General features: G+C 40.2%; 10 protein-coding genes. 7 read left to right on the top strand and 3 right to left on the bottom strand.

Annotated features, from left to right (window positions below; genetic code table 11):
• Nucleotides 1-37 precede the first annotated feature (37 nt).
• The 3 genes from G8782_RS06930 to G8782_RS06920 form a co-directional block, all read right to left on the bottom strand.
• Nucleotides 38-1,297 carry an Nramp family divalent metal transporter gene (locus tag G8782_RS06930; RefSeq protein ID WP_172370129.1) on the bottom strand — a complete coding sequence of 420 codons (1,260 nt, stop codon included), beginning with the start codon at nt 1,295-1,297 and terminating at the stop codon, nt 38-40.
• 107 nt (nt 1,298-1,404) lie between these two features.
• A complete protein-coding gene (locus tag G8782_RS06925) occupies nt 1,405-2,049 on the bottom strand; it encodes a helix-turn-helix transcriptional regulator (protein WP_172370128.1) in 645 nt (214 codons plus the stop codon).
• Between the two features lie 158 nt (nt 2,050-2,207).
• The gene (locus G8782_RS06920; protein ID WP_172370127.1) at nt 2,208-3,146 is read right to left on the bottom strand and encodes an agmatinase family protein; all 939 of its coding nucleotides are present in this window, start codon (nt 3,144-3,146) and stop codon (nt 2,208-2,210) included.
• Nucleotides 3,147-3,553: 407 nt separating this feature from the next.
• Here G8782_RS06920 and G8782_RS06915 point away from each other — a divergent pair, with 407 nt between their 5' ends.
• The 7 genes from G8782_RS06915 (at nt 3,554) to rbsK (ending at nt 14,630) form a co-directional block, all read left to right on the top strand.
• Complete coding sequence (locus G8782_RS06915) at nt 3,554-5,287, top strand: choline/carnitine O-acyltransferase (protein WP_172370126.1); 1,734 nt, start codon at nt 3,554-3,556, stop codon at nt 5,285-5,287.
• Nucleotides 5,288-5,485: 198 nt separating this feature from the next.
• On the top strand, nt 5,486-7,078 hold the full coding sequence (locus G8782_RS06910; RefSeq protein WP_172370125.1) for a long-chain-fatty-acid--CoA ligase: 1,593 nt from the start codon (nt 5,486-5,488) through the stop codon (nt 7,076-7,078).
• A 441-nt stretch (nt 7,079-7,519) separates the two neighbouring features.
• Nucleotides 7,520-9,043 carry a BCCT family transporter gene (locus G8782_RS06905; RefSeq protein WP_172370124.1) on the top strand — a complete coding sequence of 508 codons (1,524 nt, stop codon included), beginning with the start codon at nt 7,520-7,522 and terminating at the stop codon, nt 9,041-9,043.
• A gap of 30 nt (nt 9,044-9,073) precedes the next feature.
• Nucleotides 9,074-11,122, top strand: coding sequence for a CocE/NonD family hydrolase (locus tag G8782_RS06900; RefSeq protein WP_172370123.1), 2,049 nt, complete (start codon nt 9,074-9,076; stop codon nt 11,120-11,122).
• A gap of 180 nt (nt 11,123-11,302) precedes the next feature.
• Nucleotides 11,303-12,670: a hypothetical protein gene (locus G8782_RS06895; protein WP_172370122.1), complete on the top strand. Its 1,368-nt coding sequence runs from the start codon at nt 11,303-11,305 to the stop codon at nt 12,668-12,670.
• 89 nt (nt 12,671-12,759) lie between these two features.
• A complete protein-coding gene (locus G8782_RS06890) occupies nt 12,760-13,734 on the top strand; it encodes a LacI family DNA-binding transcriptional regulator (RefSeq protein WP_172370121.1) in 975 nt (324 codons plus the stop codon).
• A gap of 11 nt (nt 13,735-13,745) precedes the next feature.
• Nucleotides 13,746-14,630, top strand: coding sequence for a ribokinase (rbsK, locus tag G8782_RS06885; RefSeq protein ID WP_172370120.1), 885 nt, complete (start codon nt 13,746-13,748; stop codon nt 14,628-14,630).
• Nucleotides 14,631-14,658: the final 28 nt, after the last annotated feature.

The raw sequence follows: 14,658 nt of genomic DNA, 5'->3' as shown, positions 1-14,658 counted from the left end.
ATTTTAAAGTGAGATTCAATGCCTCATATAGTTACAATTATGCGCCAATAAAAGCATTAATGGCATCTATTAAACTGTAGATTCCCAGACCCGTACAAATTAGCGCTACAATGGTACCGATGATGTTAACTCTGAGAGAGTTCGTGTATTCACCGAGACGTTTTTTATTATTCATGATGAACATTAGTGTAATCGCAATGACCGGCAATAAAATACCATTCAAAGCTTGTGCGAAAAGCAGTACATCTAGAGGATTAAAATTTAGACCAGACGAGATGATCCCGATCACTATGATAATGACGAAAACAGCCTTAAATCGCTTATCTTTCATGCCGTTCCCCCATCTTAAGACGCTGCTCACAGTAATAGCTGCACCAAGCGGCGAAGCAAGAGCAGAAGAAAATCCGGCCGCGAATAGTCCAAGACTCATGAAAACCTTTGCCCATTCTCCCATTATCGGTTCGAGCTGAAGTGAAAGATCTGCGGCGCTCGTTACTTCTAGTCCTTTAATTGTCGCACCTGCTGTAATCAGAATTGCGGCTGTAATAAGGCCGCCAATACAGATTGAGAAGATTGTATCTCGCCGTGAATCCTTTAAATCAGTCGGCTTGGACCAGCGCTCCTGCACCATTGAAGAATGCAGGAACAGATTATAAGGTACGACTGTCGTGCCTATTAACGCAATAATCAAAATTATTGAGCCGGAAGGGATGCTTGGAATAAATGCCCCTTGAAACAATTCTCCAATGTTTGGTTTTGCAATAATCATTGTCGTAATAAATGTAAAACTCATAATCACTATCAGTGTAATCATGACCCGTTCAATTATTTTGTAACTACCGCTAAGACCAAGAATTAAAATCAGGATTCCAACAATCGGACCGAGTACATTTGATGGAATTCCAGTTAACGTTGAAATCCCGAGCGAGGTGCCGAGTAGATCACCGGCGATGTATGCCGCACAACCGACACTTATGGCAATCATGACGAGCCACATCGAACCGTACTTTAATATTGGATTTGAAAATTGTTCCCGAACCGCTTCACCAAGTCCTTTTTGAGTAATAATCCCTAGGCGGGCTGTCATTTCTTGTAAAACAATTGTTGCGATGACCGAGAAAACAATTGCCCATAATATCGCAAAACCGAATGAAGCACCCGCGCGTGTTGCGGTCGTTACTGTACCAGGTCCGATAAATGAGGCGGTAATAATTGCACCGGGACCAATAACCTTAAGCCTGTCTTTCACGGTTCTTTTTTCATATACAGGTTCGTTTACCCTTTCAATTATGGCCATTATTTTCCACCTTCCACTTTAGTATGGTTGCTTATGCTGCTGATGGAATCGAATATTCCGACAGCTACTTTATAAAAGAAACCTGTAAAGAAAATTACAGGAGGTGTCTATTCTAGGTAATTGTAAATTGTCTGCTTTGATACACCGAGCACATTGGCAATCCGTTCCGTTGAACCTTGAATTAGGAAGGTTCCTTTTTCCTCCAATTTATGGACGAAGTAAATTTTATCTTCTCTCGACATATCTAAAATTGGAACCCCGACTTCTACCAACGCGCTGTTAATCAAATGCTCAAATACTTCATCAATATTTTTTGCGTAGAATTCATTTAAAGTATGGCTATTCTGATGGGCGTCGGGCGTAGTAGAAAACTGATTGAGAATTTTGTTGACCATTGAAAAAGCCGTAATATCAAAGTTTATTCCTAAAAATCCTATTACCTTGCCGCTATCATTTCGGATGAACGTAATAGATGTTTTGATGAACTTTCCTTCTTTTGTTCGAGTTGTGTATCCTGGCATATCCTTTACCGAATCACCATGCAAACGTAATTCTTTTAAGATGACTTCGGTTGTCGGTGCCCCGATTTCTCTTCCGGTTACAGTCCCTTTAATATAGACGAGCGACGCTTGTAAATTTTGCAAATCATGGATAACAACCTCACAGTTACTGCCAAATGTTGAGAAAATCATATCGGCAACAGGTCTGTAGCGCTTTAAAATCTTTGTATTTTCCTTTTGAATTGCATCCATTGTTATCACCAGCTATTCAGATATTTTAACGTAATATTTCAGACGATCCTCTTAAGAAAGTGTCCAGCTTTTATCATTTAATGTTCTTGTTGGTTTATGATGAAGCGCGACTATAAATCGCGCTCGTATGAATGCCCAATGAACATTGATTTTCTGTTTTATTTTCTGCTTGCAATAACACCCGCGAGAGCATATAAAACAACTGTTGAAACGAAGTGAGCAGAATTTTGGTTCGGATCTTGTTGTGGATAAATCTCTACGAAGTCCATACCGACTACACCTTGTTTACAAATTTCATGAACGAGTGTAAGAAGTTCGTAAGAAGTAAGGCCATTTCCATCGACAGGACCGCCTGGATTAAAGGCAAAATCCAAAACATCGCTACAAATAGTCAAGTAAACGCAATCCACATCTTTACTCGCCATCTCATGGAGTTCCACCGCCAACTGCTTTAAATCTTTATGGTTACGGATATCGTTGATCGTAACAGTTACTGCACCAGCTTCTTGGGCATTGTGTCCAGCTTCTGGCATATTTCTCGGTCCATGAATACCTGTGTGAATAATGCTTTCATTACGGACGCCTTCCTGTTCATATAAACGCGCGAATGGACTACAACGGGCATATTGATCGCCATTATGGGAAGGAAGATTATCATAATGTGCATCGAGATGGATGATACCTACTTTTTTGCCTTGTTCAGCAAGCGCTTTCACGATTGGGAATGTTATTCCATGGTCGCCTCCAAGGCCTATTAAAAACTTGCCGCTTTTCCATAATTCGCTTGTGAAGTTTGTGATTCGCTTCATCGTTTCATCTACATCGGATGGTACGACATCGACATCACCGATATCACCAAGCTTCATATGTTCGAATACATCGATATGATTAAGTTCCGGCAAATAGCCACTATATCTTCCAGATGTTAATCTCATCACTTTTGGTCCAAGCTCGCAGCCAGTATAATCGCCCCAAGTTACAGCACCTTCCCATGGAACTCCGTATACAACAGCGTCTATATCCTCCAATGATTTGTCAGTAGATATATTTTTTGCTCCAAGGAAACAAGGTGTATTTCCGTAAATATTGTTAGTCATAGTTCTTCAAACCCTTTCTTGAAAAGTATGTTTGTTTGAATATTACACGGTTTTTAAAATAAGTCAAATTAAATTTTAATTTAATTAAAAACGAATTTCCCATAAAACATATTTTCAGGAGGGATCATTTCAAGTATTGATTTTGTTATAACTGCACCTAACACAGATACCTTTCAAGAAATAAAAACTGGATAATCATGCTGTAAAATGATATCATATGGGGCGGACTAATCAGGTCTTCGTTGTTAAAAAATCATACATAAATCCCGGAAAAAAAGATTGGTTAACTCAATCTTCCTTTTATATCGGACCTTTAGATACTCGGCAATTACCGGGTTTTTTTATGTGGAAAATAATTATAGAAGGGACTAATTATTATAAAAAAAACATTTGCTTATGAAAGAGAATTGCCATCATTACCGATTCCCCCGTTAACTAGCACTAATTCGAAACTCCTCGAATGGGTTGAACCTCTCCTAAGTGAAACGCAATTTCAAAACACAACAGTAGTTGTGAACCGATTTTTTCAAAAAGATGGGGAAGCTGAAATGCTTCAGGAAAAACTCCATGAATGGGATGCAAAACTGTCAGGAAGTTGGCTTAAACCACTTTGGGATGACCGATATTTAAAGTATCGCGGTTCCTTGCCAACAGGGATGAATTTCAATATTTTATTGGATAATAAAAAGCATGAAAACCGCTACACGAGAGCTGAATTGGTTGGAAAAGTGGCTCATTTAATCGCGGAATTTTACCATACGATTATTGACGGGGAAGTAGAGCCTGTCACGCTTAGCGGAATTCCGCTTGATATGGGCCAATATAAAAAGTTTTTCCGCTCCGTGCGCATCCCAAGATTCGAACGAGATGAATTTAGACTTGCGGATTTCGATAAGAGAAATAATCATGTCGTTATCTTATATAAGAACAATTTTTATAAAGTAAATGTAACGAATGATGAAGGTGCGATTTATCAAAGTAAAGAAATCGCGGGAGCTATTGAAAAAGTATTTCAAACGGAGAAAAATGAAGGCGCAAACGTCGGCATTTTTACGACAGCCACCAGAGATGAAGCGGCAAAAGCATATGACGAACTTTCCGCATCAAAAATTAATGCGGAAAATCTACGAGCGATTGCTGATTCGCTAATTGTCATCTCAATTGATGAAGACAGCAATAATTCCCAAGAGGCGATAGAAAATCTCATGTTGAATGGGTCAAATAAATACTTCGATAAGACCATTCAAGTCGTTATTACGAAAAAAGGTGAGCTTGGTTATAGCATTGAACATACCGCCGTGGACGGTACAACGATATTTGCGGTCATCAGCCATGTCAACGATGGACTTTCATCTGAGGATCCTGAATTGATTCAGACGACTGAAAAAGCAATAGTAGAAAAAATGGAGTGGGAAATTTCGACAGAAGTGCAGAAATCGCTTATGAAGTTTGAAAAGGATTTTACGAAAACCAAAAGTGATTTTCATGTTAAATCAAGAACTTTCTCTGAATTTGGTTCAGACGAAATAAAAAATATGAATATTAGCCCTGATGCATTTTTCCATATGGCGCTGCAAATTGCTCAATACAGAACGTTCGGTGTACTGAGAAGTGTTTATGAACCTGTGTCGGTCCGGGTCTTCCATGAAGGAAGGACGGAATGCGCAAGAGCAACCAGCATGGAAAAATGGAATTTAGTGAATGCGTTAGAAAACGGTGAAAAAAACAACGAGATTTTGCATTCATTAATGAAGAAAGCAGGAGCTGCGCATTCGGATCGGATAATCGAATGCCGTAAAGGTTTCGGTGTCGAAAGGCATATGTTCGGCCTGGAACAGATGTATTATTTACACGGAGAAGCGTTAGGCTTAAAGGAACTTCCTGAAATCTTCAAAGACGAAGGGTATCTGACCATGCGACATGATTTTATCTCAACAAGCGGAATGGCTTATGACAATGTAAAATACCGGATTTTCGGACCAGTCGTCGAAGGCGGGTTTGGATTAGCTTATATATTATTGGATCTGTCAATTTCGATTAATATCTCTTGTCGTGTTTCGGAAAAAGATTATGCACGTCAATTATCCAATCACCTAATAGACGCGTTAAGGGAATTACGTCAAATTGGAAATAGTTTTTAGAACCTATGCAGAAGCTACAATTGCATAAAATGAGAAGGGGATATCGACTATAAAACACTTGTCGATATCCCTTTGGGTTTTATCCTAAGTCATAATTGCATCGCGGCCCAGACCCTTTTATATTCAATTATTATACTATTCTATGCTGACAGAATATTGCTATTGGTATATACTGTATAAAAGGACGAGGTGATAATAATGAATGTACCATTGATCTTGCCGCAATTTCTCGATCGAGCGGTCGCTTTGTACGGAGAGAAAGAAGCAGTTCATTGTGAAGGGCGCGTTTTTACTTATAAACAATTGAATGAGAGAGTCAATCAGTTATCAAGTGGATTACTAGATTTAGGGATTAACAAAGGGGATCATATCGCTTATCTAGCAGGAAATTCACTTGAAATGCTGGAAGGGTTTTACGGCGTTTTTCAACTGGGGGCCGTCATGGTACCGCTCAATATTCGTTTGAAGCCCGATGATTATGTATTTATATTAAATCACAGCGAATCAAAGGTCCTTTTTGTCGATCAGGATTTATATGAATTAATCGAACCTGTTAAAAATAAGCTTGAAACGATTGAACATATTATTGTTCAATATAAAGATTCGGAAACGAAGGAAATAGATTATGACACATGGCTTGCATCATTTCCTCCTGGTCCCTTCGAGCGCGAGGATTTGGATGAAAATGATGTTTGCAGCTTGCTTTATACAAGCGGTACGACAGGCAATCCGAAAGGCGTCATGTTGACCCACCGAAATAACTATTTGCATGCGCTTACCACGATGCATCATCTGCGTGTATCGGATTCTGATGTTTACTTGCATGTTCTTCCGATGTTCCATGTTAACGGCTGGGGGGCTCCTTTTTATTACACGGCGAATGGAGCGACGCATATTTGCTCGCGGAAATCGGCACCTGAATCTATTTTTAATTTAATTCAAAAGCATGATGTATCCGTTTTACATATGGCACCGACCGTATTAAATGCATTATTGCAGTATTATGACGAACATCATCCGCGCGTCGAGCAAGATGTTCGTGTAGTTATCGCGGGTTCTGCACCGCCGCCTGCTTTCATTACGCGGGTGGAGGAAGAGCTTGGCTGGGAGTTCATCCAAGTCTACGGGATGACAGAAAGTTCCCCGCTTAGTCTCGTTTCAACAATTCGTTCGCATCTAACGGATTTACCGAAAGCAGCGCAAACCGTATTGAAAGCTAAAGCTGGGTTTTCAATGATCGGAAGCGACGTACGACTTCTTAATGAGTCCGGGGACGAAGTTGCTCATGACGGGAAACAAGTCGGAGAAGTAGCCGTACGCAGCCATGGCGTTATGAAAGGATACTGGAAAAACGAGGAAGCAACGAAAGAAGTGCTGCAAAATGGCCGACTACTGACAGGGGACATGGGCACAATCGATGAATATGGCTATATTAATATTGTCGACCGCAAGAAAGATGTCATTATTAGCGGTGGAGAAAATATATCATCGATTGAGGTGGAAGGCGTTCTTTATGAACATCCGGCTATTTTAGAAGCAGCCGTCATCGCCGTTCCGCACGAGAAGTGGGGAGAAACACCACATGCTTATGTCGTGTTGAGGGCAAACATGACAACCACCGAACAAGAAATCATCGACTTTTCCAGAGAAAGAATGGCGCATTTTAAAGCGGTTACAGGAATTACTTTTGTTGAAGAACTTCCTAAAACGGCATCAGGAAAAATCCAAAAAGTTCAACTTCGGGATGCTTTTTGGGAAGCAAAAGGTAAAAAAGGTCGTTTGGTAAATTAATAAAGGTTTAACTGTATGCATGGCGCGTCGAATTGCCTTAGCATGCATTCTAACAATCTTAAAAACCAATCTTGAGTGAATCAAATCACTCAGATTGGTTTTTTATTTAGTAAAAAATAGTATTGCAATAAAGTATGATTCTATCTTTTTCCTGTCGTCCACATATGAAAAATCATTGCAAATAATAAAATTAGCGCATATAATTTAAAAAAACAGTGAAAGGAGTATATTTTTAATAAGAAAACGCTTACTATTCTTTTTGTGAAATTATCATTGAATAGTATAATGCTTCATTTAGTGTTTTTCGCAAACAGAGGAGGGAAATGTGTTTTTCATTTTCATGAAAATACACTTAAAAGAAAGTATTACTGAAGAAATATAGTTGGACTAAATGTCGATAGGAAAACACGGCTTATGCCAAATAATGAAATGGGGGATTGGATGAGAAAAGTTAGAATTGATCCGTTTATATTCTGGGCTTCACTTCTCGTTATTCTGGTTGCGACAGTATTATTAGTCATCAATCGTGCGGTCGCGGAACCGTATTTAGACGGCTTGATGACTTCAATCACATATAAAATGGATTGGGCATTTCAATTTTTAACGTTTAGTTTGTTTATTATTTTGATATGGTTAGCTTTGGGCCGTTACGGGAAAATAAAGCTTGGAGAAGGAAAACCTGAATTCTCCACATTCAGCTGGGGTGCAATGTTATTCACAGCCGGGATGGGGACGAGCATTATGTTCTGGTCACTAATGGAGCCGATTTATTATTACACTGGGCCGCCATTTGGGATTAAAGCGAATAGTCCCGAAGCAGCGGAATGGGCAGTGACGTACGGTTTATTTCATTGGGGTATTTCAGCTTGGGCTTTGTATGCGTTTCCAACTGTAGTAATCGCTTATTCATATTATGTAAGAAAGCGGCCTTCGCTGAAAATGAGCGTCGCATTAAGCGGGGCACTCGGAAAGTATGCGGACGGTTGGTTAGCCAAAGTGATCGATGTTTTAGTTATTTGGAGTCTCGTTGGCGGTCTTGGAACTTCTTTAGGATTAGGCGTTCCGATGGTATCCGCTGTTATCGGTGATATTTTGGGTATCCCGGAAACTCTTGGGCTAAATGTGATTATCGTGATATGTATTACGATTATTTATTCGGCGAGCGCTTACTTGGGTCTGCAAAAAGGAATTCGTCGGTTGGCAGATATTAACGTCTATTTAGCGTTAGCAATCGCTGTATTTGTTTTTCTTGTTGGACCTACATTTTTTCTCTTGTCATATTTCTCGAATAGCTTCGGGTTGATGCTTCAAAACTTTGCGTTCATGAGTTTTTATACAGATCCGATTAACGCCGGTGGATTCCCGCAAGGTTGGACTGTATTTTATTGGGCTTGGTTTGCTGCGACCGCTCCGTTTATGGGATTATTTGTTGCAAGGATTTCTAAGGGGCGGACAATCCGTGAACTCATCACGCATATTTTGCTATGGGGATCGATCGGCGGTTGGATTTATTTTGCCGTATTCGGCGGTTATTCAATGCATTTGGAGTTGAACAATATACTGCCCGTTGCAGATATACTGAATGAACATGGCGGGCCGGCAGCAATCGTTGAAATTTTGAAGACATTGCCGATTAGTTTCATTGTATTACCGTTTTTCGTTATTCTAGGGGTCATTTTCTTATCGACATCGCTAGATTCGGCGACATATATCTTAGCTGCGATAGCGACGAAAGAATTGAAAGAAGGCGAGGACCCGGCGAGATGGCACCGCATGGTATGGGGAGCAGTATTAGCAATCATCTCCATATCTTTACTATTAATCGGCGGGCTGCGTGTCATTCAAACGTCTGCAGTCATTGTTTCTGTACCCATTTTCATCATCTATATATTACTTATTGTTTCTCTATTGAGATGGTTGAAAGAGGATTATCCGTTGATGGTTACGGAAGAGAAGAAGAAATAACGATTTAATTTATATTTTGGAGGTAATGAAATGGTTTTCAACGTTCGCGAAACAAACCGTTCTATTAAAACAAAATTTCCTAGAGAAATTGAAGAAGTTCAACATGTTTGGATTCCAATGTCGGATGGAACGCGCTTAGCGGCAAAAATATGGTTACCGGTAGACGCAAATGAAAATCCGGTACCGGCTATTTTAGAATATCTTCCATATCGAAAAAATGATTTCACAGCATTAAGGGATTCCATCAGACATCCTTATTTTGCAGGACATGGCTATGCGAGTATACGAGTCGACATGCGTGGGTGCGGCGATTCAGACGGTATACTATATGATGAATATTTAAAGCAGGAACAAGATGATGGGCTTGAAGTGCTGACATGGATTTCAGAACAACCATGGTTTACTGGCGGTATTGGGATGATTGGAAAGTCATGGGGCGGTTTCAATGGGTTGCAAATCGCAGCGCGTCGTCATCCAGCGCTAAAAGCAATTATTACGCTTTGTTCAACCGATGATCGTTATGCGGATGATGTGCACTACAAAGGCGGTGCGCTTCTAGCCTCTGATATGCTTTGGTGGGCTTCTACGATGCTCGCTTACAATGCACGTCCCGCGGATCCAGAGGTTGTCGGGGATGCTTGGCGCGAAGGATGGTTAGAACGTTTGGAAAAAACACCGCCATTTGTCGAAGAATGGATGAAGCATCAGCGACGTGATAATTACTGGAAACACGGCTCTGTTTGCGAGAATTATGAAGATATCGACATTCCTGTTTACGCGGTAGGCGGTTGGGCAGATGGTTATACGAATGCGATTCCGAGATTGCTTGAAGGGTTAAAGGGTCCGAAAAAAGGATTAATTGGCCCTTGGGCGCATGAATATCCGGAAGTCGCCGTTCCAGGCCCTCAAATCGGCTTTTTACAAGAGTGTTTGCGCTGGTGGGATCACTGGTTGAAAGGTGAAGAAACTGGGATTATGGACGAACCAATGCTGCGTGCTTGGATCCAAGATAGCGTGCCGCCTAAAACTGATTATGCGATCCGACCAGGTCATTGGGTGGCGGAAAATGAATGGCCGCCAAAAAATCAAGAACAAACAGCTTATTACTTAAGTAACCAACAATTAAATGAAAGCTTGAAACCGGAAGAAGCGATTACCGTATCGAGTGTTCAAGAACACGGCCTTTATGCTGGCGTATTTTGCCCATTTGGACAGCCGGGAGATTTGGCTTCAGATCAGCGCATTGAAAATGGTCTATCTGTTGTCTTCACCTCAGAACCGCTTGAAGAGCCGATGGAAATTTTAGGATTCCCGGAATTTGAAGTGGAATTGACTTCAGACCAGGCAAACGCTCTATTGACAGCACGTCTTTGCGATGTAGCACCAGATGGCTCATCGACACGAGTTACATGGGGAATGCTGAATTTAACCCATCGCAATAGTCACGAGCATCCGGAACATTTAGTGCCCGGACAAAAATATACAGTAACGCTTCGGATGAATGCAGTTGGACATACCTTACCAAAGGGGCATCGCTGGCAATTGGCTATCTCGCCGACATACTGGCCGCATGCATGGCCTTCGCCAAAACCAGTAACGCTAACTGTTTTGACGAATGAAAAAACAAAACTGCTATTGCCGAAGCGGACAGCGAAAGCGATTGATGCCGAACTGAAACCGTTTGGGCATCCTGAAACAGCAGAAGTAATCGAGCGAGAAGTTTTGCGTGAAGCAAATCGTACGCGCGAGATTCGTCATAACACGATTACGGGCGTTTGGACGCTTGATGACTTTTCTGATGAAGGTGCACGTAAAATTGTTCATAATGGTGTGGAGTACGGGAGCACAAACCGTAATATTTATACGATTGCCGAGGGCGATCCGCTATCCGCAACTGTTCAATGTGATTGGACATTAACCGTAGGCCGAGGTGAATGGCAGACAAGCTTAGAAAGCGTCAGTATAATGACCGCGGATGAAAATCAGTTCTATTTAACAAATCACCTGATTGCTTACGAGGGTGAAAAAGAAGTATTCAATAAAACATGGAAAACAGAAGTTCCAAGAGAGTTCATCTAAATCTCTAGTTAATATTGAAGAAAAGATGCTTGGGCAAAATATAATCTATTTGTCGCCCGGGCATCTTTTTTATTTATTTCATACCCGCCAAAAAAGATTGACATATTCAAATCGTTATATTAAAGTGTGTAACGGGTTACATGTTTGTAACCATATTGATTTGGAAGGAAGAGGATTGTAATGAAGGAGTGGATCTTCCAACGGCTTTACCTATTTTATTCTAGTGTGCTATTACTTTATCTCATTAATTACTTTTTGGAAAATCCGACGCTTAATTATACGATAGGCTTACTTGCGATTCCGATGATGGGCGTTTCTTTTTTATGGGCATCGAGACTATTCAAAATTCTTTGTAGCGTATTTATCATATCAGGTCTCGTCATGTACATTTCAGTGGGCTTGCCAATTCATGAGATTCCGCTATTTTTAACATCGAATATGTCAATGTTGGCTTTTTTGACTGTATTGCCTTGGATTAACGGGGTTGTCCACGTTGGTCATTATGATAGACATATAAACGGTCTCATGAAAAAAGAGGTGGATAATTTAGGAAGCTTGTATGTTAGAAGTACGCTCACAACGTACGTATTAATGACATTTCTGAATTTATCTGCCATTAACCTTTCTCAAAGTGTATTAATCGAAAATATGAAGAAGACGCAAAAGGCAGTACGTGATGCATTGATCAGTAAAACGACGATTCGTGCATTTGCTTTAGCGCTCATTTGGAGTCCTATGGAAATAATCGTTGCGATTACAGTCGATGCGACTGGGATCAGCTACTTAGTTTATTTACCTTGGCTTTTATTGATTTCAGCAATTGCACTTGGGATAGATTTATTTTTGGGAAGACAACAATATAAAAAAATCCCTTATACTGATGAAACAGGCGATGAATCGGGTCTTCCATTTAGAGGGGTTATCCAGCAAATCTTGAAGTTGTTTTTTGCTTTGATCCTATTTTTAACGACGATCCTTGTTGTAAGTAATCTTTTTGAATTAAACTTTATTCTTACAGTTACTTTAGTGATTCTGCCGTTTTCTATCATTTGGTCTCTGCTAATTAAGAAATGGACTGAATTTAGAGTTTTAGGTTATAGGTTGTGGAAAGAACAGACGAATCGAATGCAGAACTTCACGCTTCTATTTATTTCATTGGCTTTCTTTGCAAACAGTTTAAATGCAACTCCCATATTAGGTCTTGTCCAACAACCGTTTTTAGCATTTGATGATAAGCCATTTATCATTCTCTTTTTGATTTTCGCCACGTATTTCGTATTGGCGACGATCGGTGTTCATCCGATTGGAACGATCGGGATATTATTAGAAGTGCTGACGCCATTGTTCGCAATCATTAACCCGGTTAGTATTGGAATTGTATTAATTGTAGCGGCACTCGCGACATCTAGTTCTGCAACGTATGGTATAACGATTACAATGACGTCCATGAATACGAATCAAAACCCTTATCGGATTACACTCAGAAACTTATCTTTCACCTTTTTATTAGGGTTTATAGGAATCGGAATCGGGCTACTTATCTTGTAAGTTTTTTAAAAATATTATTGACATGCAGGTGTTTTTATATTATATTATTGACATGTAATCGGTTACACATGTGAGATGGAGTGAATAAAATGTCAACAATTAAAGACGTGGCAAAAGAGGCTGGTGTATCGGTTGCGACAGTTTCAAGATTTCTGAATAAAAGCGGCTATGTCAGCGAAAATTCGGCGAAAAATGTACTGGATGCAATTAAGAAATTGGATTACCAACCGAATTCAGTTGCCAGAGCTCTCTTCCATAAAACGTCAAAGATGATTGGTTTAATTGTGCCAGACATTACAAACCCATTCTTTCCTGAGTTAGCGAGAGCTGTTGAAGATGTTTCGATGATTTATGGTTACAAAGTTTTACTTGGAAATTCAGATGGCGATCCTGAGAAAGAACAGAACTATCTGGATTTGTTTGATCAGAAATATGTTGACGGCATTATTATGACTAGCCGATCTTCTAAGACTGATCTTACGTTAAATACGGATACGCCAATCGTAGTTTTAGACCGTGCAAATATTTCGGGATTACCGACTGTCACGTCAAACAACTATGAAGGTGCACGGCAGGCTGTAGAGTTGCTAATAGAAAAAGGAGCAATGCATATCGCCCACATCCGGGGACCGCGTGAAATCACTTCAGCAAATGATCGTTATCAAGGATTTATTGATGAAATGCTGAAAAATAACATGGACTACGTCATTGCGGAATCAGCATTTAATCTTAAATCAGCGGAAGAAGCCGCTCATCATTTTTTCGATAAACACAAACAGATAGATGCGATTTTTTGTAGTAATGATACAATCGCAGTTGGATTTCTTAAAGTGGCTTTGAAAAAAGGCATTCAAATTCCTGCCGATTTACAAATTATCGGATTTGATGGAGTTGCTTTCGGGGAAATGGTTTATCCTGAGTTAACAACCGTTGCCCAACCCATTTACGATATGGGTGCGATGGCTTCTCGATTATTAATTAAACTGATCGAAAAAGAAGAGCCGGAACAATTATTATATGAATTAAAAAATAGCATTATTGAAAGAGGGACAACTAGGAAATAGGAGTGAGTTTCATGGAAAAGCCAATTATTACCGTAGTTGGGAGCATTAATATGGATCTGGTCGTGACTGCGATGAAGCGACCAGAAGCGGGTGAAACAATACTTGGAAACGATTTTTATACAAGCCCCGGCGGAAAAGGAGCAAATCAGGCAGTTGCTGCGTCTCGTTTAGGAGCGGAAGTTCACATGATCGGAAGGGTAGGGGATGATGAATTCGGCTCTGACTTAATAAATTTTTTGGAACGGGAAAACATTTTTTTGAGTGGTGTGGAACCGGTTACACATAAAGCTTCTGGTGTAGCGATGATTACTTTAGCGGACGGCGACAATAGCATTATCGTCTATCAAGGAGCAAATTTGGATACGACGCCCGAATACATTAGAAAGTATGAAAGTCTCATCGCGAAAAGTGATGTCGTAGTTACGCAGTTAGAAATCCCGATCGAATCCGTGGAAGAGACTGCACGACTTTGTCAAAAACATAATACGCATTTTATATTGAATCCTGCACCTGCCGCGGATGTATCGACTGATTTAATTGCGAAAACAAGTTTTGTAACACCGAATCAATTAGAGCGTACCGCATTATCCGAAAAAGTAGATATGAACCAATTTCTAGAGAAGTTAATTGTTACCGAAGGCAAAGATGGCGTTGTCTATTACGAACAACAAAAGCAACATAGAATTCCAAGTTATTCAGTTTCAGCTGTCGATACGACGGGTGCTGGAGATACATTTAATGGTGCATTTGCTTACGCAATCGGGATGAAGGAAGACGTTAAAACCGCATGTCATTTTGCAAATGCTGCGGCGGCACTTTCTGTTCAGAAAATAGGGGCACAAGCAGGAATGCCTACCAAAGAAGAAGTATACGAATTTATTCGCAACAATGGCTAATAAGTAAACGCATTAAAACAAACCAAAC

The sequence above is a fragment of the Sporosarcina jiandibaonis genome (assembly GCF_013184495.1).
GTDB lineage: Bacteria > Bacillota > Bacilli > Bacillales_A > Planococcaceae > Sporosarcina > Sporosarcina jiandibaonis.
This window is presented reverse-complemented; position numbering and strand designations above follow the sequence as displayed.